The organism is Streptomyces sp. NPDC020747 (genome assembly GCF_044334695.1).
Classification (GTDB): domain Bacteria; phylum Actinomycetota; class Actinomycetes; order Streptomycetales; family Streptomycetaceae; genus Streptomyces.
The window spans coordinates 45030-67332 of record NZ_JBIRTJ010000024.1; the positions used below are offsets into that span (position 1 = coordinate 45030).

The window sequence follows — 22303 nt, forward strand, 5'->3', positions numbered from 1 at the left end:
TCGGCTGGCCCTCTGAGGCGAGCAGGTGTCTCGCTTGCCACCCCCTTCGCCTTGCTCCACGCGGCATGCCTGCCAAAGTGCCGTCTGGTTGATGCATAGGCCACTCTATCTTTAGGATGCTCCCGATGCTCTCGCTCGTTACCGTGTATTTCGAGCATCCGGGCGGAGTCGGTGTCGTATTGTCATGGCGAGATGAGGGGCGAGCGCTACGCAGGGAATAATGATCATTCTTCCCCAATCCGGCCGGGTGCCGTCCAGAATGGCGATTACGGCGAGCGGAAGTATCAAGAAATACCAAGTCAGCCAGTGGGTGACGCTATAGGCAAGTTTCGTACGTCCAGCGACTTTTGAATCTTGACGAGGTGGACGTAGATGCGCAGCGAAGCGAAGCAATACGGGGAAAATAGTTAGCAGAGTTGCGCTGACGAATACAGGCGCAACTACGGCCAGCGGGTAACTCCAGCGAATACATATCCAGAGAATTATCCAGGACGCGCATGGGGATATAATTTCCCGCGCACGTAAAATAAATTCCTTGGATGGCTTCCACCCGGCCACCGACTTCCTCACTTTCCGTAGAAGTGTGATCTTCCCGTGGACTCGGGTGCCATAAGCGCGAAGCCTATGGCACCCGAGTTCGAACCTAGCGGTGACTACGTCACGGCCTCAGCTTGACCCATCCGAGCCCGCCCAATGCGCCGACGGCACCGTACGTAGCGCACGCCTTGAGCATGTCTTTCCCGGAGTTGCCTTGGTAGGCCTCATTCACGGCAGCGCCGGCACAGCCGCCCGCCGCCCCGCCCAGGATGGGATTTCCGGTCACCACCGTGACGGTGGCTACCACGGCGACGGTGACTACTCCCCCGAGTACATCACCCCAGCCGAAGAGGCCGCTCGGGTCGATGATGTTGGTGGGGTCCCCGGAGGCGTACAGGTAGGGGTTGGCTTCGAGGCCGGCCGGGTCGGGCTGGGTGAAGCGTCCGATGCTCGGGTCGAGGTAACGAGCCTCGTTGTGGTACAGCCCGGTCGGGTCCTGGTAGCCGCCCACGAAACGGTAGGGCTGCGGGACCTGTTCGGTGGCGTCGGTGATGCCGTTGGGGCTGTAGTAGTACCAGTTGGCCTTCTTGCCCTGGGAGTTCACCACGGCTTCGACCGTGCCGAGGGCGTCGGTGAGGTAGTAGTACGTCTCGCCCTTGGTGCGGAAGGAGTTGAGGTTTCCGGACGGCTCGCGGGTGAAACTCATGTCCACCCCGGCCTTCGTCTGCGCGGACAGACCGACCGGGCCGTTGTGGAAGAGCGTGTCGCCGAACTGAGTGCGCTCGGACTGGTCGGTGGACGCATACCTTCCCTTGTACTCGTCCCCGCCCTGGGTGATAGAGGTGAGCTGGGAGAAGTCGTTCCACTGCCCGCCGGCGCGGGCGGTGTCCGCAGTGGGGTTCGCCGCGGTCTCGTTGCCCGCCTTGTCGTAGGACCAGCCGTCGGTGCTGCCGTCGCGGGCGGTGAGCTGGGAGGCGTCGTTGTAGGTGTAGGTGGAGCCTCCGGGGCAGGTGTCCTCGGCCTGGGCCTTGCGGGCGACCGGGAGGTTGCCGTTCTGGGAGGTGAGGTTGCCGGCCTTGTCGTAGCAGTACAGCCAGCTGTTGTTGAGCGTCGAGCCCTCGGTCTCCTCGGCGTACTTGAGGCGTCCGGCGGAGTCGTAGTCGTAGGCCCGCTTCAAGCCGTCCACGTGGTCGGTGCGGGAGCGGATCTGCGTGCCATCCACGGTCTCGCCGCCGCTGGTGTAGGCGTAGCTGTAGGCGAGGTCGATCATCGTGCCCTCCGCATCGGAGGCCGCCGTGATCCGTGTTGCCCGGTTGGACTTGTCCCGCGTGACCGTCTCCGTGATGCCTGCGGGAAGGGTGGTCTTGGTGCGGGCGTCGTTGGCGTTGTAGTCGTACGTCGTCTTCTTGTCCTGCGGATCGGTGAGGGACAGCAGCTTGTGCGTTTTGCTGTACGCGTACTCCACCGTGCCCGACGGGTCGGTGTAGGACTCGACGTTGCCCTCGGCCGTGTACTCGAGGACGGTCTGCGAGCCGTCCTGGAGGGTACGGACCGTTTCCCGGTTCAGCGGGTCGAAGTCGTACTTGGTGATACCGGTGGCGTCCGAGCGCTGCTTGAGGTTGCCGTCACCGTCCCATGCGTAGGTGACGGTCATGTTCGTACTGGACACCTTGGTGATCCGGTCACGGTTGTCGTACCCGAACACCGTCTTGATGCCCCGGCCGTCGGTGACGGTCTCCGGCCGGCCCGCGCTGTCGTACGTGTACGTCGTTTCACCCAGAGGGCCGGGAGGGGTGGCCTTCGCCACGTTGCCCTTGGCGTCGTAGCGGAACTTGGTCACTTTGCCGCCTGCGTCCTTCACCTCGCATCGCTGGCCCTTGAAGCCGCCGCAGGTGGGGTCGGCGGGGTTGTAGGTGAAGGTGCGGGTGCCGCCGTCCGCCCCGGCCACGGTCTCTTTGGTGGTGTTGCCCGCGGAGTCGTAGCTGTAGCTGACCTCCACCCCGTCCGCGCTCGTGATCTTCCCCGGGACGTCCGCCCCGGCGATCGTCCGGTAGCCGGTCAGCGAGGCGGTGGCGCCGGTGGGCAGTTTCAGGCTGCTGGGATTGGAACGGGTATCCCAGCCGTAGGCAGTGACATTGGCCGGGTCGGAACCGGCGCCCATGGCGTCCGTGGCCGTCTCGAGGTTCAGGTTGGCGTCGTAGGTGCGTTCCCGGTTCCGGCCGAGAGCGTCAGTGACCTTCGTGACCGAACCGTCGGCGGTATGGGTGTACTTGGTCTGGTTCCCGGCCGGGTCGGTGACGGTGGTGACCCCGGCCTTGCCCGGCGCGTCGGCACTGTAGGCGTAGGTGTGGGTGGGGCCGGTCTCGCCGGAGCCGTCGAAGCCGGTGGCGCGCTTCATGGAGGTGACGCGGTTGGTGCTGTCGTAGGTGAAGACCGTGACCCTCCCCTCCGGGGTGGTGATCTTCGTCAGGCGCCGGTCGGCGTCGTAGCCGAAGGAGGTGGCCTTGCCCTCGGCGTCGGTGGTCTTGGCCAAGTCCCCGGCCGGATTCAGGTCGTAGATGACGGTGCGGCCGGTGTTGTCCTTGGCCTGCCACTGCGACGCATCGGTCTTGACCAGGTCGATGCTGCGGCCGGAGCGGGACTCGGTGAGCTTGAAGCCCTTGTGCTCGGTGCCCTCGTCGTGCTGGTCGATGAGGATGTGCCCGCCGTTGCGGTCGGAGACCTTCACCAGCGTGCCGGAGGCACTGTAAGTGTCCTTCATGCCCGAGCCTCGCTCGGTCACCGTGTACTCGCCGCCGGACGTCTTCTCCAGATCCAGACGGTAACCCTTCGGCGTCGCGTACGTACCGTCCGCCTTCTTCGTAAAGGACACCGATCCGCCGGTGGCGTCGTACAGCACCACCTGATCGGCCTCGATCTGCAGATACCGCTCGTAGTTGGCCCACCAGCGCTGCGAGACCTTGCCCCACGGGGCGTCCAGCGAGTTGTACGTCCTCGTCAGTTGCAGCGAATTGTCGACCCCGGCGACCTGGAAGTCCGTCGCGGCGAGCATCAGGTTGCCGCTGGAGTAGTTCACCCGCGCCACGAGCGAGTCCGCGACCCGTACATCGGAGATCTGATGCCACGGGACCTGCCCCTGGCCCTCGGGCACGACCGCCTCGATCGCCGCCCTGGCGTTACGCGGCACCTCACCGGTGCGGGCGCGGTCCTCCTGCGCGGCACGCCACCGCGCCAACTGCTCCGAAACCTTCTCCGGGACCGTCTTCGGCGCCTTGGTCGTGCCGACCTTGACCGGCGGCATCTTCGCTTTCTCGCCGTCCTTGCCCCACGCCGAGACCGGCCTGTCCGGCGCGGCGATCGCCGGCATCGCCGAAGCGGTGAGTGCTAAGACAGCTGATGAGGCGATCACGATGCGTCTGGTACGTAACCGGGCACGTCTGCGCGGCGTGCTCTTGGTGCGTGAGTACATGTTGCCGTGACTCCCTACCTGGATCGAAAAGGGGTGCGGTACATGTGCAGGGCAGAAGGGGAGCGGCCGGGCCATCACAGAGAGGGCCGTATGGTGTCACGGCGCCGCCGGGGGACAGCGGACGCACGGCGCACACGGGGACTTGCCGGCCGCCCGCTCTTGTGCCCGATCACCAACGCCCACCGGACACAGGGCGTGAGTCGGCGTGGTGTCCCGCTGCATGCGAATCAGCACACCGTTCCCCCCTTGGCTCCCTCGTGCTCACGACAGGTGCTGTCGGTGTGAACCTGTGGACGCGGCGGCCACGATAGGCACACTCGTTCGGGCGCGGCTAGGGAGACTCGCCCCGCCAACTGGCCCTGGCTGAAACCCTGTTGCGAAGTGGAAGGAGTGACGAGTGCGGCGAACGAGCTGGGCGACCTGCAACCTCCTGTGTGACGTCCGTGAAAGGGGAGGGCGAAGGGGCATTCCATCGTGAAGTAGAGGGGCTGATTCCGCGCTCCGCATCGCGTCGTCACTCGTAAGTGTTCAAGCTGGGCTGCTTCGTGCGCGGTGACGGCGCGATGACCCAAGACGGCCGACGCGCGGACTTCGACGTTGGGACCTAACGCTGTTCGAAACCTCGTGCCCCTTACCTGACCGAACGCACCCCGCATATTCCTGCGAGTCACGCGCTGCTCCTGTTCTGCGCAGGTCACTCGAACGGCAGCCGAGGGCCGGAAAACGGTCGCGCCCCGAGGTGAGCTGGGCGGCCCGTGACTGCCTCGCAGTTGATCGGCCTCCGGTGCCGGCCGGGATGCTGCGGTGATCGCTGCACCGGCGCGACTGCGCAAAGCTGCCTTCAGCTGGTGACGGCGGGCCACACTGCCTGCCCGGATCGCAGTGCAAGTCCGCGCCTGCCCTTGGCAATCCGGTATCCCTAGTCCCCGAGGTCCGGCAACGGCCGGACTTCCGCAGCCCACGCCCGTTCGATCCGCTGGAGCGGGATGTGGATGCGGGGGTACGTGAAGCGGCGGCGGCCGGATGGTCGATTCGGAGCATTCCGTATCGCCAGACGCACCGACGGCGCCGCGGGATTTCGTCGCCACGCGCGCCACGCGGCCTGATCGCAGACGGTTCTCGGCCTCCACGTGATCACTGGATAGATCCGTTGAGTGGTGCTGTCCGCAGCCCGGCTCCGGGTCGGAGGTGACTGACACTTTTCGTTGCATCGTGTCAGGGTCGTCAAGGCGGTGCGTGTGCGGAGTTCAGGGCCGCAGCTTGCCGACTTCTTCACCAGGAGTCACAGTTTCATCACATCACGTGCAAGGGCATGCCCATGGCAAGCGTTTTCCCCCAAGAATGTCGCGTCTCTTGATCGTGACAGTGGGGTGGGGCTGTGAACTCAAGGTGGGGCCGTGTCGACGGTACGGGTAGAAGATCGAGAGGAAGACCGGGGGCGGTCCTGGTGGCAGGTCTTGCGCTCGTGTTCACCGCTGTGGGGCCTGCGCCGATCGCGCAGGGAGCCACGGCTGAGGAGGAGCCTCGACTTTCCGAGGGGCAGAAGGCGCTGGCCGAGGCAAGGACATCCGGCCAAAGGGTCGAGGTCATCGGTGAGCGCGGCGAGCGCACGACGGTGTTCGCCAACCCGGACGGATACACCTTCACGTTGGAAGAGTCGTCTGTGCCGCTGCGCGTTCCGAAGCCGGGTGGGGGATGGCAGCAGCCGGACGCCACCTTGGAGCGTCACGCGGACGGCTCGATCGGGCCGAAGGCTGCCGCGGTGGAGATCGGCTTATCCCAGGGCGGTGACAAGGTCCCGCTGGTGTCGATCGCCGACCGTGGACAGTCACTTGCGCTCAGCTGGCCAGGCAGGCTGCCCGCGCCTGAACTGAACGGAGCGAGCGCCGTCTACAGCGAGGTGCTTCCCGACGTTGATCTGAAGGTGACGGTGACCGTCGAGGGATTCCAGCACCTTCTGGTCGTCAAGACGCCCAAGGCAGCGGCGAGCGACGAACTCAGGAAGCTCACCTTCGGTCTGCAGGCGACGGGACTGACAGTCCGGAAGAACAGCAGAGGTGCCCTGGCCGCCGTCGATGCCGCAGGCCGGACCGTGTTCCGCGCCCCCACCGCCCAGATGTGGGACTCGGCGGGCAAGGCTGCTCCGCAGCCACAGGCCCAGCTCGCCCGGACCGCTGCGGGGGAGGAGCGGGAGCCGTCGGATCCGGCGGAGTCGGCGCCGTCCGGCAAGGGGCTGGAGCCGGGACAGGGCGACACGGTGGCCCGGATGGATGTCCAGGTCACCAAGGATGCGCTGACCGTGGTGCCGGACGCGGAGATGCTGTCCAAGACCGAGGCGTCGGCGTTTCCGGTGTTCATCGACCCGACCGTCACCTGGGGTGAGTCGGAGCGGACCTTGCTGCGCAGCGACGGCTACGAGTCGTACGGCTGGGGCAACGGGGACGACGGCCTGGGCAAGGGTGCGGGCAAGTGCGGTACCTGGAACAACTACTACTGCGGTCCGGGGTATGTGCAGCGGCTGTACTTCGAGTTCTCCCCGGCGAGCCTGAAGGGCAAGAAGGTCCTGGACACCACGTTCCGGGTGACCGAACCGTGGGCGTTCCAGTGCGAACCGCGCTGGGTGGATCTGGTGCGCACCAACAACATCTCTTCCTCCACCACGTGGTCCTCCCGTCCCAAGGAGCTGGACTGGATGGGCGACCGGCACGTGTCGGCAGGCCGGGGCTCGCTGTGCGATCCGGACTCGCCGGACGCGCCGATCGAGTTCAACGACAACCCGGAGGAGACGAACGAGAATCTCACTCCCACGGTGCGGGACTTCGCGGCCGGCAAGTTCTCCCGGCTGACCCTGGAGATCCGGGCGAACGACGAGTCCGACACCAGCGCCTGGAAGCGGTTCAAGAACGACGCTGTGCTGGCTGTCGACTTCGTCGGCCTGCCGGACAAGCCCACCGGCATCGGTCTGGTGACCGGTTCGGGCACCGTGTGCTCCACTACCGAGTCGAACCCGTCGATCGTCTCTGATCCGACGCCGTCCTTGGCCGCGACGACGCAGACGAAGCCGGGCGGCGAGAGTGGTGCCCAGCTGCGGATCTACTTCGACCTGGACCACAAGAACAGCGACGGTACGTGGTCGGACACGACTGCGGGCAACGGTGATCTGAGGCCCTCGACCGGCTACGCGGGAGACGGCAAGAAGCAAACGATCTCCTGGTCGACTCTGACGGAGGGCAAGCAGTACCGGTACCGGGCCTGGGTGCAGTCGTACTACAACAACGGCGGCAGCCACCTGGCCGGGCCGTCCAACGCCTCGACGACCGGCTGGTGCTTCTTCAAGGTCGACCCGACCGCGCCCAAGGCACCGAAGATCACCATCGGAAGCCCGTACTCGGAATGCACGACCAACGCGTGCGCCGCCGGCGGCGGCCCCGGCATCAAGGGCACCTTCGCCTTCGCCCCCGATCCCGGGGACAGCAACATCGTCTCCTACCAGTACAACCTCACGGGAATGTCGACCTGGCCGACGGTGAACGGCTCGACCGCGAACGTCTCGGTTGAGCCGGACCGTTCGGGCACGTACACCTTGTGGGCACGGGCCAAGGACAACGTCGGCCGCTACGGCGCGTGGAACGCAGTGGACTTCCTGGTCGCCGCGGGCTCAGGCCCGGTCGCCCGATACCACTTCGACGAGACCAGCGGCGCGGCACTCGACGCGGCCACCGGCGACGGCAAGGACGACGCGACGCTCGCCACCGGTGCGCAGCGTGACGACCGCGGCCGACGCGGTCTGATCACGCATGACGAGAACGGGCAGCCGCTGGCCACCCCGGTCACCGACAAGGGCCTGGCGCTGGACGGCGCCACCGGATATGCGGCGACCGACGGCCCGGTCCTGGAGAACCGATCCTCGTACACCGTGTCCGCCTGGGCGCGGGTCGATCCGGCCTCGACGAAGACGGTCTCGGTGCTGAGCCAGACACCGACCACCGTGAGCCCATGGACGAAAAAGTACAGCCCCTTCGTCATCTCCTACGGCAGCAAGTGGAGCATCCGGGTGTTCTCCACCGAGGGCACGTTCGCCAGGGAAGCCGCAGCCTCGGTGTCCCACCCCAAGGGCGTGTGGACCCACGTGGCGGCCGTGCACGATGCGGCAGCCAAGAAGGTCCACCTCTATGTGAACGGCAAGCGGGAAGCGACTGTTGACGCCGGCACGCCCTGGTCGGCTGACGGGAACATGGAGATCGGCCGGGTGATGTACGGGGACAACTACGTCGATCCCTTCAAGGGATCCATCGACGAAGTGGCCGTATGGCAGCGCGCGTTGACCCCCAAGGAGATCGCCGACGAGTCGCAGCTCCTCATCTCCCAGGGCTTCGCCGGACTTGAGCTGGTGGCGGACTGGCGGCCGGAGGAAGGAAGCGGCTCCGCCATCCCCGACGCCACGTCCGGCTATGGCAAGAGCCTGACCCTGCAGGGCGGCGCCGCCCTGGACGGAGAATCCCTGGTCCTCGACGGCGTGGACGACGCGGCGACGGTGGACGGTCCGTTGGTGGACGGCACCGGAGCCTTCACGGTCACCACCACGGCGGAGCTGGACGGAGCGGCACTCGCGAGGAAGGACGTCGGACATGTCGGCGGTGTGCTCAGCCAACGCAGCGCCGAAGGCGGCTCCTGGGGCTTCTGGTACGAGCTGACCGGCAAGGACACGGTGCTCGACGAAGAGACACTCGAGGAACGCACTGTCCCGGTCGGGAAATGGCACTTCGGCAGCCTGAAAGCCGACGGCACCTTCAGCTCCGTGGTCTCCGACGAGGTCGCCGCAGTCGACAGCCCGGTGCGGCTGACCGGTGTCCACGACCCCGTGACCGGCACGATCAGCCTGTACCTGGGACACAACCCGAACGGTGAGGCACAGCCCTTCACTGCCGTGATCGGCTCGGGCGAGCTCGCCGTCGGCAAGGGATACGCGAACGGGACCTGGGGCCACCATGTGCCTGCCCGCATCGGGGACGTCCGGCTCTTCGCCGGCGCGGTCGCGGACGCGGAGCAGATCAGCACGCACATCGGGGACTGAGAACAGCCCAGGGGCGGGCCGATGTCCGCCCCTGGCTCACCACGCGGCCGACCTCGCAAAGGTCGGCCGCGCCAACTACTCAGGGGTGGGGACGGACAGCCATGTCCTTGCGCACTATCAGATCCAGATCGCTTGCTTTGGCGAGGTCCGTAGTCGACAGAGCACGACACCACCGCACACGGTCGCTGGTCGCCATCGTGTCGCTCTCATTGACCGTCCCGGTGGGGCTGGCCCCGATGGCTCAAGCGGCCGACGGCGGCCTTGGCCGGCCGGATGTGCCCGACAGCCGGGTCAGCAAGGTCAAGAAGGTCGAGGGGCTCGGCGCCAAGAAGGCCCGAGAGCACGTGGCCCGAGATGCCAAGGCCAATGCCGATCAGGCCGCAAGAGCCCGTCGGGAGCAGCACGCCACCTGGCCGAAGACGGGTTCCGCGGCCGTCGACGTGAAGAGCGGAGCTTCCGCCACCGCCAAGCCAGGCGGCTTGCCTGTGAGCGTCCGGGCCGCGGGCAAGCACGCCGTGCCCCCGGGCACCAAGACCCGGTTCACGGTGCAGAAGGCTGCTGCCGCGAAGGCTGCGGGAATCTCCGGCGTTGTGTTCACGGCCGAGGCCGACAGTGCGGGCCGAGCCGAAGTGAGCGTCGGCTACCGGGAACTGGCCGGAGCGATCGGCGCAGGCTGGGCCCAGCGGCTGCATCTGGTGCAGCTGCCCGCCTGCGCACTGACCACGCCCACCAAAGCACACTGCCGCGTGCAGACTCCACTCCCGACGAAGAACAGCACCACCAAGCAGACACTCACCGCGCCAGTCACGCTCGCCGCGAGCAACGGGGCCTCCACGCAGTCAGCCACCAGCACCTCGGCGGCGACAGTGCTCGCTCTCGCCGCCACGGAGACCGGTACGGGACAGTCTCCCAACGGCAGCGGTGACTATACCGCGACCTCGCTCACGGAGTCCTCCACCTGGGAATCGGGCGGCAGCTCGGGCTCGTTCAACTGGTCGTACGACTTCACCCTGCCGCCAGCGGCAGCCGGCCCGTCACCGACGCTGTCGCTCTCCTACGACTCGGGCAGCGTCGACGGCCGGACCGCGGCCACCAACAACCAGGGCAACTCGATCGGGGAGGGCTTCGCGCTCACCGATTCCTTCATCGAGCGCGCCTACGGCAGCTGTGACGACGACGGCCACGACGACATTCACGACCAGTGCTGGAAGTACGACAACGCCACGCTCGTCCTGAACGGCAAGTCGTCACTGCTCGTCAAGGACAACGAATCGGGGCAGTGGCGCCTGGAGAACGACGACGCCTCCAAAGTGACCCGCTCCACCGGCGCGGACAACGGCGACGACAACGGCGAACACTGGACCGTCATCACCGGTGACGGCACCAAGTACGTCTTCGGCCTCGACAAACTGGACGGCGCCACCGACCAGCGCACCAACTCCACCTGGACCGCGCCGGTCTTCGGAGATGACTCCGGCGAGCCGGGCTACTCCAAGGGCGACTCCTTCGCCGACCGGTCGCTGACCCAAGGCTGGCGCTGGAACCTCGACTACGTCGAGGACACCAAAGGCAACGCGGCCACCTACTGGTATGCCAAGGAGACCAACCACTACCGGAAGAACAAATCAGAGGACGCCAACGCCTCCTACGTGCGCGGCGGCTACCTCAAGGAGATCAAGTACGGCCTGCGCAAGGGCGCGCTGTTCACCGATGACGCGGACGCCAAGGCCACCTTCACCTATGCCGAGCGGTGCACGGCATCAGACTGCTCATCGCTGACCAAGGAGACCGCCAAGAACTGGCCGGACGTCCCCTTCGACGCGATCTGCTCCAGCGGTGACGACGAATGCCTGGCGGTAGGGCCCTCGTTCTTCTCCCGCAAAAGACTGACCGACATCAACACCCTTTCCTGGAACGCCGGCACCAGCGCCTACGACCCGGTGGACTCCTGGGAACTGACCCAGCAGTTCCTCGACGGCGGCGACATCGGCGACACGTCCGACCACACGCTGACCCTCAAATCGCTCAAGCGCACCGGCAAGGCCGGAACCGCAGTCGCGATGAACCCGATCTCCTTCACCCACCACATGCGGCCCAACCGGGTGGACGGCACGGACGACATCCTGCCGCTGACCCGTCCCCGGATCTCGACGATCACCTCGGAGACCGGGGCGATCACCACAGTGACGCTGTCCGGGCCGGAGTGCGTACGCAACGAGGTCACCGGAGCCGCGGAGGACACCAACACCCGATCCTGCTACCCGCTGTACTGGAACATCAACGGCGCCGAGAACGCCTCGGTGGACTGGTTCCACAAATACCGGGTCCTCGCCGTCACCGTCTCTGATCCGGCGGGCCAGAACGAAGCCGTCGAGCACGAGTACGTCTACAACGGCGCCGCCTGGCACTACAACGACGACCCCTTTATCCCGAAGGACGAGCGGACCTGGTCCAACTGGCGTGGCTACCGCCAGGTCACGGTCTACAAGGGCGCCAAGGACACGACCCGCTCGAAGAGCGTCTCCCTCTACCTGCAGGGCATGGACGGGGACAAGAAGAAGGACGGAACGACCAAGTCCGTCAGCGTCGCCCCGCTGAGCACCCCTGTCCTTGGTCTGGCCTCACTCAAGGACAGCGATCAGTACGCCGGACACCTGCGGCAGAAGGTCACCTACGACGGCGCGAATGCAGTCTCCGCGGAGTCCAGCGAACCGTGGTCCTCGGAGACCGCACGGCAGGACGTGCCGGACGCCGCCGACCAGGTCGCCCGCTTCGTACGGACCAAGACGGAGATCACCCACACGTATCTGACCACGCCGAAGACGTGGCGCACCCGCACAGTGGAGAAGAGCTACGACAGCTACGGCATGGTCTCCCAGTCCGAGGACCGGGGAGACGACGCCAAGAGCGGCGACGAGACCTGCACTCGCACCTGGTACGCCCGCAACACCGACACCGGCCTGTCCGACCCGGTCTCCCGCGAGCGCGTCGTGGCCAAGCCGTGTGACGTGACCGACGCCCAACTGGACCTGCCCGGCAACTCGTCCAGCCGCAGCGACGTCATCTCCGACACCGCCACCGCCTACGACGGCGCGACCTGGTCGGCCTCCGCCGAACCGACCAAGGGCCTCAAGACGTGGACCGGCCGTGCCAAGGGCTACAGCTCCACCACGCCCAGCTGGCAGACCGTCGAGAGCACCGCATACGACACCCTGGGGCGTGTCACCGGCGTCACCAACGCCGCCGACCACACGACGACGACCGCCTACACACCTCAATCGGCCGGTCCGCTGACCAAGACCGTGGTCTCCAACCCCAAGGGGCACAAGGTCACCACCTTCAAGGACCCGCGGCGCGGCCTCGACATCCGGATCTACGACGCGAACCTGAAGAAGACCGAACTCGCCCATGACGCCCTGGGCCGGCTGACCGAGGTGTGGCGGCCCAACCGCAACAGAGCAGCCGAGTACAGCCCCAACCAGAAGTTCGCCTACGGCCTGAGCGCCACCAAACAATCCTGGATGTCCTCAGCCTCCCTGAAGGCGGACGGCGAAACGTACAACACCACGTACACGCTCTATGACGCCCTCCTGAGACCCCTTCAAGAGCAGTCACCGAGCCCGCGAGGCGGGCGCCTTCTCACCGACACCCGCTACGACTCCCGCGGCCTGGCCTACGAGAAGTACGAGGAAATCTTCGACACCACCTCCGCCCCCAACTCGACCTACACCCGGGCCGAGTACGGCGAAGCCCCGAAGCAGACGGAAACCGCCCACGACGGTGCCGAACGGGCCACCGTCAGCACCCTCTTCGTGTACGGCGTGAAGAAATGGGCGACCACGACGACGTACACCGGCGACTCCACCGCGACCACGGCGCTGCAGGGCGGCTCCGCAACCCGCACTCTTACCGACGCCCGAGGCCGGGACGTCGAGAAGCGTGAATACGCCGGCACCAGCCCGGCAGACGTCCAATTCGGCGGCGGCCTGGGCACGATGTACAGCGCCACCAAGTTCCAGCACACGCTGGACGACAAAGAGCTCTCGGTCACAGGACCGGACGGTGCCGTCTGGTCGTACGGCTACGACCTGTTCGGACGCAAGACCACCATCGACGACCCCGACAAGGGCACATCCAGGCTGGCGTACGACGCCCTCGACCAGCTCACCAAGAGCACCGACGCACGCGACAAGAGCGTCCTGACGGCCTATGACGAGCTCGGCCGGATCACCGCCACCTGGGACGGTATCCAAGACGACGCCCACCAGCTGACCGCCTACACCTACGATTCCCTGTTGAAGGGCCACCCTGCCTCCAACACCCGCTATGTGGGCGGCAAGTCCGGATCCGCGTACACCAAGACAGCCACCGAATACGACTCCCTTGACCGTCCCACAGCCACCACGCTGGCCCTGCCTACCAGCGACCCGCTGGTCCAAGCCGGCGCACCGGCCACCATCGAGTTCTCCAGCGCCTACCGCATCGACGGCACGCTGAGCAACAGCAAGGAGCCCGGACTCGGCGGCCTGCCGTCCGAGATCATCAGCTACGGCTACACACCGCTCGGCCAGGTCACCTCGATCACCGGCAGCACGGGCTACCTCCTGGACGCCCACTACTCCTCCCTCGGCCAAGCCCAGCAATACACCCTGGGAACGGCGAACACCGAGGCCCACAAAAAGGTCTACGTCAACAACACCTATGAGGAAGGCACCGGCCGCCTGACCCGCAGCCATGTCAAGGACCAGACCCACCCGGACATGCTGATGGACCTCAACTACACCTTCGACCAGGCCGGCAACATCACCTCCGTCGCCGACCCGGCCACCATGGGCGGCACGAGCGCCGCCGAGACCCAGTGCTTCGGCTACGACGGCAACCGCCGCCTCACCAGTGCCTGGACCCCCTCCTCACAGGACTGCTCGGCATCGCCCAGCGCCAGCAACCTCTCAGGACCCGCGCCGTACTGGACCGACTACACCTACAACAAGGCCGGTCAGCGCAGCTCAGAGGTCCGGCACCGGACGACCGGCAACGCCACGACCACCTACTGCTACACAGAGGACCGCCCGCACACCCTGTCCGGCACCAGCTCGGCCGCCAACTGCACCGCTCCGGACACGGACTACGGCTACGACCAGTCGGGCAACACCACCGCGCGACCCGGACCCGAAGGCCGCCAGAACCTCGGCTGGTCAACGGAAGGCCGGCTCGCCCAGGTCACCGAGAACGGCGAGAAGACGGACTACGTCTACGACGCCGACGGCACGCTCCTGATCAGGACGACCGAGAACGGCGACCGCGTCCTCTACACCGGCAACACCGAACTCCACCTCAGGGCAGGCGGGTCCACCTGGGCCCAGCGCACCTACTCCTCGGGCAGCCTGAGCATCGCCGTCCGCAGCAACGAGTCGGGAAACAACAAGCTCTCCTACCTCGCTGGCGACCACCAGGGCACCCAGAGCCTGGCCGTGTCCTCGGACAGCACACAGGCGGTCACCAAGCGCCGGATGACCCCGTTCGGCGCAGAACGCGGCACCTCCGTCGGTGGTGCATGGCCGGACGACAAGGGGTTCCTGGGCAAGACGAACGACTCCAACACGGGTCTGACCCACACCGACGCACGCGAATACGATCCCGGCATCGGCCAGTTCATCAGCGCCGATCCCAAACTCAGCACCGAACAGGGCCAGTCCTTGAACGGCTATGCCTACGCCAACAACAACCCCACCACCTTCGCGGACCCGACCGGTGAGCAGGTCCCCGAGTGCCGCGAGGGCCTCGTTCCATGCCGCAACGGTGTCCCGATCCCCGGTGGCGGTGGCGGTGGCGGTGGCGGTGGCGGCGGTGGCGGTGGCGGTGGCGGTGGCATCGTCTATGGACCCCCCAGCGGTGGCATCGTCTACGGGCCTCCTAGCTGTGGCGTGCCTCCGCTGGCCGCGTGCGGCGGGCCGGTGTACGGACCGCCCTCCCAGCCCCCGCTCCTGATGGGCCCCGACCCGGTCCCGCTGTTCTCCTTCTCGGCCAACTGCGGTATCGAGTCCGACTGGAATTACCTGTGCAACGCGGGCAACGGGCTCATGACATCCGGCGCTTACACTCAGGAGGGGTTCACCGCGGCCGGAGCCATTACCGGCCAGGCCAAGGCAGACATGAGGTCCAACCGTCAGTCCGCCCAAGTCTTGAAAGCCCAGAAGACCCATCCCGGTATCGCACGCATCGGCACCATCGGAAACAGCAGGGCGATGGGGTACGCGAAATGGGGACTTCTAGGCGGGGGGGTCGTCTTCACCGGATACTCGAACTACCAATCCACTGGGGGCGACGTCCCGCTGGCCGCGGTGGAGACCGCAGCCAACACCGCTGTGGTGCTGGGCGCGACCAAGCTGGGTTCCACGCTCGGGATGTCCATAGGCACGGCCGTCGGAGGCCCGGTCGGAACGGTCGTCGGCGGTGCCATTGGGGCGGGCGCCGGAGCAGTCGCAGGCATCATGTCGACAGGCGCCGTCAATAACTTCATTTCGAAGAAGTGGAACAGCTGGTTCGACTGATCGACGGTCGGACATACGGTGCCGGGCGGGCACCGAGGAACAGTGACGTAACCTCGAAGCCCGCCCGGCGCCACCCAGCCCACCAGCAGTGGGACCCACCAGCCCCTCACGGAGAAGTCGTAGCAATGAAATACTTCCTGTTCGCCTTCTTTGCGCTCGGATCTCCCTTCATGACCTGGAAGGCTGTCCAACTCTGGCGGAACCCCGATCTGGTCGATTTTTTCATGGCCTCCTTCACCTGGATTCCCTTCGGTAAGGAGGCCAAGCGAGGAGAGGTGCGGTCCATCGGCCTCACGGCTGCCTCGCTCTGGGGGATCACTCTCCTGGTTTGGCTGGCGCTGTTTGACCCGGATGCCAGCACGTCGTCCTACATCCTGGTAGCCGCTCTGTTGGCCATCCTGGTGCCCGCAATATGTGAGGTCTGTGTCGTCCTCTTCAACCTTCCGAAGTTCGTCGTACCGCCCCACATGCGCTCCGACCTCGGCGTGATCGCCGCCCGTCGCGCGCGGCGAACGAAGCGGCGCCAGCGATCACCTGGCCGCTGATCTCCTGAGCTTGTTCCGCTTTGACGGACACCATTGGTGTGGTGGTCAGGCTGCGAGTGCGGTCTCGTATTCGGCGGGACTGCGGTAGCCGAGGCTGCTGTGCAGTCGGTGCAAGTTGTACCAGCCTTCGATGAAATCAAAGATCGCGGTGCGGGCGACGGCCCGGCTGGGCCAGGTTCTCGTGTCGAGCAACTCCCGTTTGATGGTGGCGAAGGACGACTCGGCGAGCGCGTTGTCCCAGCACTGCCCGGTGCGGCCGACAGACAGACGGACGCCGAACTCCGTTGCCAGAGTGGCGAATTGCTGACTGGTGTACTGGGCGAGTTCAACCAGTCGTTGCAACACCGGGCTGTTGCAACGAGCGTAGCTGCTCTTCGAAGACCTCGGCCGGTGTCCGCCAACCGAGGACCTTGCGGGGCCGGTTGTTGATCGCCATGGCGACGGCTTCGAGGTCCGTGGACGCCCCGCAGGACCGCGAGGCCGCCGGTTGCTTCTCGTATTGCCCTTCTTGGCGTCCCTCGTAGTGCTTCGACCGGTCGGCCGTTGGCTCTCGGACGCGCGGCTGACCAGATCGACAAGGGGCGGATACGCGCTGGCCCCGGTGGTCGACTACTTCGCTACGGAGGGTCTGCGGGCGAAGCGCAGTACAGACCCGTGCCGCGTCTGCGGCGGCCGCGCATCAGGTCTGGCGATGACCGGACTCCGTCCAGCGGACTCGCCAGCCGGGGTCGTGGACGGGCCGCCACACGGGTGCGGAGGGGCCGTGCTGGACCAGGTCGGCTAGCGGCGCCACGAGCACGGGGACGTCGTACGGGAAGCGGGCCAGCAGCCCGGCTCCCGCGCGCAGGGCGCTGATCCGGTTCTCGACGCCGGTGGGTCCGGTGCGGTCCAGGACGAACAGGATCCGGGGGAAGAGCGGGTAGCGCCGCCGCCATTCCTCAACTGCCGGTTCCTGGAGGGTCGGCCGGCGCCCCGGGATCAGGGGTACGTAGCGGTGGAGGCGCTCGTACGCGGTCAGCTTGGCGGCGAGGCGTTCGGGGCCCATGGTGGCCCGGTCGACTTCCACGAACGCCCGCAGCATCGCCCCGTTGTCCCCGTCGGCGGGGCCGCGCCGGTAGCCTCGCCGCTCCCGATCGGATGGTGGACCTCAGGGATCCAGTCCAGCGGCTCGCACACGTCGCCGCGGCGGCGGGCGTCCTCGATGAAGGCGAGCGCGGTCTCGGTCACGGTCAGCGTGTGGCCGGCCTTCAGCCGCACGGCGGTCGGATCGGACACGGTCCTGGAGAGCCAGTGCCCGCGCATCTCGGGCCACTCCGATGCGAGCTGCACGCCGTACGAGGTCGGGAACCACACCCGGTCCGTCCGGCCTGCGGCAGGGTGATGCGGTCGACCAGCCCCTCCACGCGCAGCCGGGCCAGCCGCCGCCGGGTCTGCTCGATCCGCACCGAGGGAGCGATCACCCGGTGCATCTGCTCGGTGGTGGCCATCCGCTACTGCGCCAGCACGCCCAGCGCCAGCCGGTCCCCGCTGCCCACGTCCACGCCGATCATCACGGATCCGCTCACTTCCCGTACGGAGCGGCGCCGTCCTGCCCGGCGCCGCGCGTACCGGTCACAGCAGCAGCCGGCCCCGACCAGAACCCCGACCACGAAGGCCCGACCACGGTCACGAAGCGACAACGCCTCCGTGGACCAGGCCCAAATCCCCGCCGACAACCCGGCCGACAACCGTCCGCGAGCACTGCCGGACCTGCCCGCGAATCCGCAGGTCACCATGCTGGTCCGGCCGTACTCGGGAGCCGGACATCCCCTCTACGCCCCCGAGTCCACGCCCCACAGCAGGAAGAACAGAGAAGTGGGTGGGTGGGACAGGCCCCGGGCGGCGGGCGAGGGGACGGGGCGCCGCGGGTGCCTCTCGCGCGCGACGGCGGGGCCGCGCGCGACGCCGGACGGACAAGCCGCCTGCGAACGGCAATGTCAGTGGCGTGCGGCATCATCGGCAGATGGCCGCCACACAAGCCCCGCCGACGTACCTGGAACGCCTTCGGTCAGATCTGGACCTGATCGAAGCGGATTTCCTGAAGGTCCTCACGGACTCGCAGATCCGGAACGTCGACCCGAACCGCCAGTCCAGCGGCATGGTGCACTTCGGTGCAGCGAAGTGGGGCTGGGTACCCAGCGGCCCCGAACTCGAGACGCGAAGGATGGAACTCCTTGGGCGCGTACGGGAATGGGAACCGTTGTTCCGGCTGCTGTTCCCGCACCCGACGCCGGAGGTCACCAAGCGCCTCGACGGGGCCCTCGGCCTGTTGCAGCGCTGGCTTGTACGCCCCCGGGACACCACCGTGCCGGCCAGCATCGACAAGGCCGTCGGCAAGGTCAGGGCGGCCGTGGCCACGCTCCGGAAGCTGGGCGAGCTCCTACCGGATGACGCCTGGGCGGTGCGTGTGGCGGTCGATACGAACGTGCTGCTCGATGACCCCGACGTGGCGGTCTACACGCCGCAGCTCGGGAATCGGTACATGGTCCACCTGCTGCCCGTTGTCCTGCGGGAGCTGGACGACCACAAGCTCGCCGGCCGCAACCCCGACATCCGCGATGCGGCGAAGAAGGCCGACCGCCGCCTGAAAGGGCTGCGAACCAACGGCGACGTTCTGCGCGGCGTACGGGTGGCCGGCGATGTGCACGCCGTCTTCGAGCACATCGAACCCAAGGGCGACGGGCTGCCGAACTGGCTCGACCTCGACGTGCCCGACGACCGCTTCGTGGCCTCCACCCTGCTGCTGCAGTCCCGGCACCCCGGCTCCGCCGTCTACGTGGCCACCAGGGACATCAACCTGCAGACGAAACTCGCCGCCGTCGGACTGCCCTTCATCGAAAAGCCCTGAGCACGAGCAAGCCCGTCGTACCGAGCAAGGGAGCACCCTGTGTCCGCCGACTTCTCCGCCCTGCACGAACCGCTCGTGGAATGGGTCTACGACCGCACGAGAACTGATCCACTGGGCGGAGTGCCGATCACCGAGTTCGGACAGTCGCACGGCCTCACCGAGGACCAGACCTACCGGCTCCTGCAGTTCTGCAAGGGCCAACGGCTCCTGGGCGACCGCGACACCACCCATGACGGCCCGGAAGCCAACCTGACCCCGCGAGGCCTTGAGTGGATGGAGGAGCGCAGGCGCCGGCGCTCCGACCCGGCCGCGCGGGCCGCCGCCGCACGCAAGGGCCTGCTGGTCTGGCTGTGGCACCGCAAACACGACGACATCCTGCTGCCTGCCGTCGCGGACGTGCTGAACGACCCGCTGTCCCTCTTCGAGGGCGAACGCCTCACCGACAGGGACATCGACCGGGCCTCCGCCTATCTCACCGCCAAGGGCCTGATCAAAGGTGACCGGAACGCAAGCTCAGACGGGCCCGTGCAAGCCGAGATCACCGCCGAAGGAGAAGACTGCGTGGACAACTACCAGGGCGACATCGGCGCGTACGAACGCCGCAACACCGGTGGGAACACCACGATCCACATCGGGCAGAACACGGGCAACATCGCCGCGAACAGCCGCGACTTCACGCTGAACGCGACCACGCACAGCGGCGTCGACCTCGCCCAGGTCGTCATGGCCGCCCGCGCACTCCGCCAGGCCGTGCCCATCCTGGGGCTGCCCGAAGACGATGCCGCTGAGATCACCCAACTGGCGACGCGCATGGAAGAGGAAGCCACCAGCGTTAACCCCGATCCAAGCCGTCTCCAGCGGTGGGGTGCCCAGACTCTAGCCGTCCTGTCGCCCGTCGCCAGTGGTGCGCTGGGCAGCGTTCTCGCCGCCTACCTCGGAGTTGTGCTGCCTGGACTGCCGACAGGGGGCTGACGCGTCAGGACGGAGCACCGACTATGTCGGATTGCCCGCGCGAGCAGATGAGACTCATCGTGGAGGCGCACAGCCGCCATGCCCTTGAGACGAAGGGGCGGTCTGCCGACAACCGGCAGACCGCTCCTTCGTGGCTCCGGCCGGTCACGCCAACGGCACGGTGCGGTCGGCGTGGACGACTGTTCCGTCGGCCAGCTTCACGTAGGGCCGCATCTGCGTGTACGGGATGCGCTGCTCTCGCTCTACCCGCCGCAGCTCATCGGCTCGGATCAGGAGCCGCGCGGGAGGGGCACCGGGAGCGAGCACGTGGGGGAGCGGAGTTGCCCAGTTCTCGCCTCGCGTGACGAACATGTGCCGGTCACCGGGGAGCTCGATGCCCCAACTGGTGATGGCGATCGGCTGGTCACCGGTATTGACCGCCTCCACGCTGACGAAATGATCGCCCAGGTCCTGACTGCCGTTGGGCAGGTCGTAGACGGGGATGGAGTTGGAGACCTGGAGGACGACACGGGGACCTGCGGGAGCGGGCAGGTAGCTCGCGATGTTGAAGCGGTTCTCCTGCTGGTTGTGGTTGCCGACCTGCAGAGCCGCGGGGCCGTTGAAGGTGTTGCCGACCACGCCCTGGCTGGCGGCGAGTTCCTGCTGCTCTGCCACCAGTGCCTGAAGCTCGTTCGCGACCTGCTGCTGCTCGGAGGTCTCCAGGTTCTCCAGGAGCGACTCGAAACGGGTCTGCCACGATGCCTCCTGGCGCAGGTGCATCCGCTCCGTCTCGCCGGTCGCATCGGCTTCCTCCAGCGCCTGCACGGTCCGGTCCAGGCGCTCCAGTTCCGCTCGCTCGCGCTGAGCGTCTCCGCGCCCCAGGAGACGGGCTACGCGTTGCCGCAGGCCGGTCCACGCGTCGGTGCCGGCGGCTTGGACGACGGCGGCACCGCCCGTTCCGGCCACGGCCATGAGTGCTTCGGTGAGCATGTGCCAATCCTTCGAGTCAAAGAACGCCGATCCCTCAGGCTGCGGCGCTGAGGCTTGAGACCAGTGTCCCCGGCACCACTGACAACAGGACCCTGGTCAGCGGTGCCAGCCCAGTTTCACGAGGCGCCGACCGCAGGCCCCGAGGGCGTGTGCATACTGCTGGCCATGATGTTCCCGCTCGGCACCCGTGTGTACGGGATGACCGTCGCGTTGCTGATGTGCGTGGTGAGTAGCGGAGCCTGCTTCGGCTTTGTCCTGGACGGCTGGCTGGGCGCCGTGGTGGGCGCGACTACCACCGGCCTGGGCGCGGGATTCGGAATGCTTGCTCGCCCCCGGCCCGCGGTGACTTCCGTCCAGGCCGTCAGCGGCGACGGCTATGCGGAAGGGATCGCCGACACGGTCCTCTTGAGTATCGCGAGGTACGAGGCTGCGATCTTCCCGCTGACCTCTGATGGGGCGAGCGATGAGGAACAGGAGGCCCGTCGCACCGTCGCGTACCGCCTCTCTGCCTATGACGGCCTGCCCCGTTCCGTTCGGGTGTCGGCGGCCGCCGCGCTGGAGGTCCTTGACGATGGCCTGGACTCCGAACGTGCTCGAGCTGCGGTGAAAGATCTGTCACTCGCGGTCTACGACTGCCGCGGCAACCGTCGCTCGGGTCCCGAGCTTCGCTGATCCGGCACAGCCGCTCACGTCTCGAACAGGCCCGGTCAATCTGCGTCGTGATGACGTCCATGTCTCCGCCGTTGTCCGCGAACGTGCTGGACTGGGTGGCGTCCCGTACGCAGCTCCCAGGGGAGGGGCCATGGGCAAGGTAGCCACGGCCGTGTCCGGCGAAGCGTTCTCCGCACTTGCCGAGAACTTGGGCTACATCCTTGAGACCCGCGCACTGCTCTGCGTCATTGCGCCGGAGAACGTCCAGGGCGAAGCGGTGATGGAGGCCGCTCTCAGCCGCTGCGACGGGGCCGACTCCGTCGTGGTCACGACCGCCGCACCAGGCAACCTCGCGGTGCTCCTGGACGCGTTCCACGCCGCTCTGCACCTCGGTGTCCGGCCGCGACGGCTGGCCGACGCACAGCAGGCTGTCGAGAACGAACTCGCATGGCGCTCCTGACCCGTGGTGGTCGTACGCGATGCACATCTGCTGCGGACCGAGACCCTGCAGTACGTCTACGCGTTGTGGAGCCTGTTCCAGGAGCGTGAACCCCGGATGTCCGTCGTTCTGGTGGGCCCGAGCGGATCCGGTCCGTGCTGCGCCGGCCGTCACTCGCCAGCCTGGGGAGCTGCATCTTCATCTGGCAC

The 22303-nt window shown here is 67.0% G+C and carries 15 protein-coding genes; 8 read left to right on the top strand and 7 right to left on the bottom strand.

Annotation, left to right across the window (positions count from 1 at the left end; translation table 11 throughout):
* Nucleotides 1-658: 658 nt before the first annotated feature.
* Nucleotides 659-3838 (bottom strand): RHS repeat-associated core domain-containing protein, encoded by a 3180-nt coding sequence (locus ACH4YP_RS43525; protein ID WP_398496818.1) that lies wholly within the window; start codon nt 3836-3838, stop codon nt 659-661.
* Between ACH4YP_RS43525 and ACH4YP_RS43530 the strand changes: the two genes are divergently transcribed.
* The 4 genes from ACH4YP_RS43530 (at nt 3825) to ACH4YP_RS43545 (ending at nt 16176) form a co-directional block, all read left to right on the top strand.
* Nucleotides 3825-4016, top strand: coding sequence for a hypothetical protein (locus ACH4YP_RS43530; protein WP_398496820.1), 192 nt, complete (start codon nt 3825-3827; stop codon nt 4014-4016). The genes ACH4YP_RS43525 and ACH4YP_RS43530 overlap by 14 nt on opposite strands.
* 1455 nt (nt 4017-5471) lie before the next feature.
* Nucleotides 5472-9080: a LamG domain-containing protein gene (locus ACH4YP_RS43535; protein ID WP_398496822.1), complete on the top strand. Its 3609-nt coding sequence runs from the start codon at nt 5472-5474 to the stop codon at nt 9078-9080.
* Nucleotides 9081-9316: 236 nt separating this feature from the next.
* Nucleotides 9317-15631 carry an RHS repeat domain-containing protein gene (locus ACH4YP_RS43540; RefSeq protein WP_398496903.1) on the top strand — a complete coding sequence of 2105 codons (6315 nt, stop codon included), beginning with the start codon at nt 9317-9319 and terminating at the stop codon, nt 15629-15631.
* Between the two features lie 125 nt (nt 15632-15756).
* Nucleotides 15757-16176, top strand: coding sequence for a hypothetical protein (locus tag ACH4YP_RS43545; RefSeq protein WP_398496824.1), 420 nt, complete (start codon nt 15757-15759; stop codon nt 16174-16176).
* Between the two features lie 45 nt (nt 16177-16221).
* Here the strand turns inward: ACH4YP_RS43545 and ACH4YP_RS43550 are convergent, their stop codons facing one another.
* The 5 genes from ACH4YP_RS43550 to ACH4YP_RS43570 form a co-directional block, all read right to left on the bottom strand.
* Nucleotides 16222-16518, bottom strand: a complete 297-nt coding sequence (locus ACH4YP_RS43550) for a transposase (protein WP_398496826.1) — start codon at nt 16516-16518, stop codon at nt 16222-16224.
* A 337-nt stretch (nt 16519-16855) separates the two neighbouring features.
* Nucleotides 16856-17257: a hypothetical protein gene (locus ACH4YP_RS43555; protein ID WP_398496827.1), complete on the bottom strand. Its 402-nt coding sequence runs from the start codon at nt 17255-17257 to the stop codon at nt 16856-16858.
* A complete protein-coding gene (locus tag ACH4YP_RS43560; protein ID WP_398496905.1) occupies nt 17191-17505 on the bottom strand; it encodes a hypothetical protein in 315 nt (104 codons plus the stop codon). Before ACH4YP_RS43560 ends, ACH4YP_RS43555 begins: the two co-directional genes overlap by 67 nt.
* Complete coding sequence (locus ACH4YP_RS43565; RefSeq protein ID WP_398496829.1) at nt 17424-17663, bottom strand: replication-relaxation family protein; 240 nt, start codon at nt 17661-17663, stop codon at nt 17424-17426. Before ACH4YP_RS43565 ends, ACH4YP_RS43560 begins: the two co-directional genes overlap by 82 nt.
* A 3-nt stretch (nt 17664-17666) precedes the next feature.
* On the bottom strand, nt 17667-17855 hold the full coding sequence (locus ACH4YP_RS43570) for a hypothetical protein (RefSeq protein WP_398496831.1): 189 nt from the start codon (nt 17853-17855) through the stop codon (nt 17667-17669).
* A 323-nt stretch (nt 17856-18178) separates the two neighbouring features.
* Here ACH4YP_RS43570 and ACH4YP_RS43575 point away from each other — a divergent pair, with 323 nt between their 5' ends.
* Together ACH4YP_RS43575 and ACH4YP_RS43580 are read left to right on the top strand one after the other, a co-directional pair.
* Nucleotides 18179-19063: a PIN domain-containing protein gene (locus ACH4YP_RS43575; protein ID WP_398496833.1), complete on the top strand. Its 885-nt coding sequence runs from the start codon at nt 18179-18181 to the stop codon at nt 19061-19063.
* A gap of 39 nt (nt 19064-19102) precedes the next feature.
* Entirely contained in the window at nt 19103-20035 is a 933-nt protein-coding gene (locus ACH4YP_RS43580) for a hypothetical protein (RefSeq protein WP_398496834.1), read from the top strand.
* Between the two features lie 144 nt (nt 20036-20179).
* Here the strand turns inward: ACH4YP_RS43580 and ACH4YP_RS43585 are convergent, their stop codons facing one another.
* The gene (locus ACH4YP_RS43585) at nt 20180-21004 is read right to left on the bottom strand and encodes a hypothetical protein (protein ID WP_398496836.1); all 825 of its coding nucleotides are present in this window, start codon (nt 21002-21004) and stop codon (nt 20180-20182) included.
* Between the two features lie 165 nt (nt 21005-21169).
* Between ACH4YP_RS43585 and ACH4YP_RS43590 the strand changes: the two genes are divergently transcribed.
* Both ACH4YP_RS43590 and ACH4YP_RS43595 read left to right on the top strand, forming a co-directional pair.
* On the top strand, nt 21170-21676 hold the full coding sequence (locus ACH4YP_RS43590) for a hypothetical protein (RefSeq protein WP_398496838.1): 507 nt from the start codon (nt 21170-21172) through the stop codon (nt 21674-21676).
* Between the two features lie 130 nt (nt 21677-21806).
* Nucleotides 21807-22115, top strand: coding sequence for a hypothetical protein (locus ACH4YP_RS43595; RefSeq protein WP_398496839.1), 309 nt, complete (start codon nt 21807-21809; stop codon nt 22113-22115).
* The last annotated feature ends 188 nt before the right edge of the window (nt 22116-22303 follow it).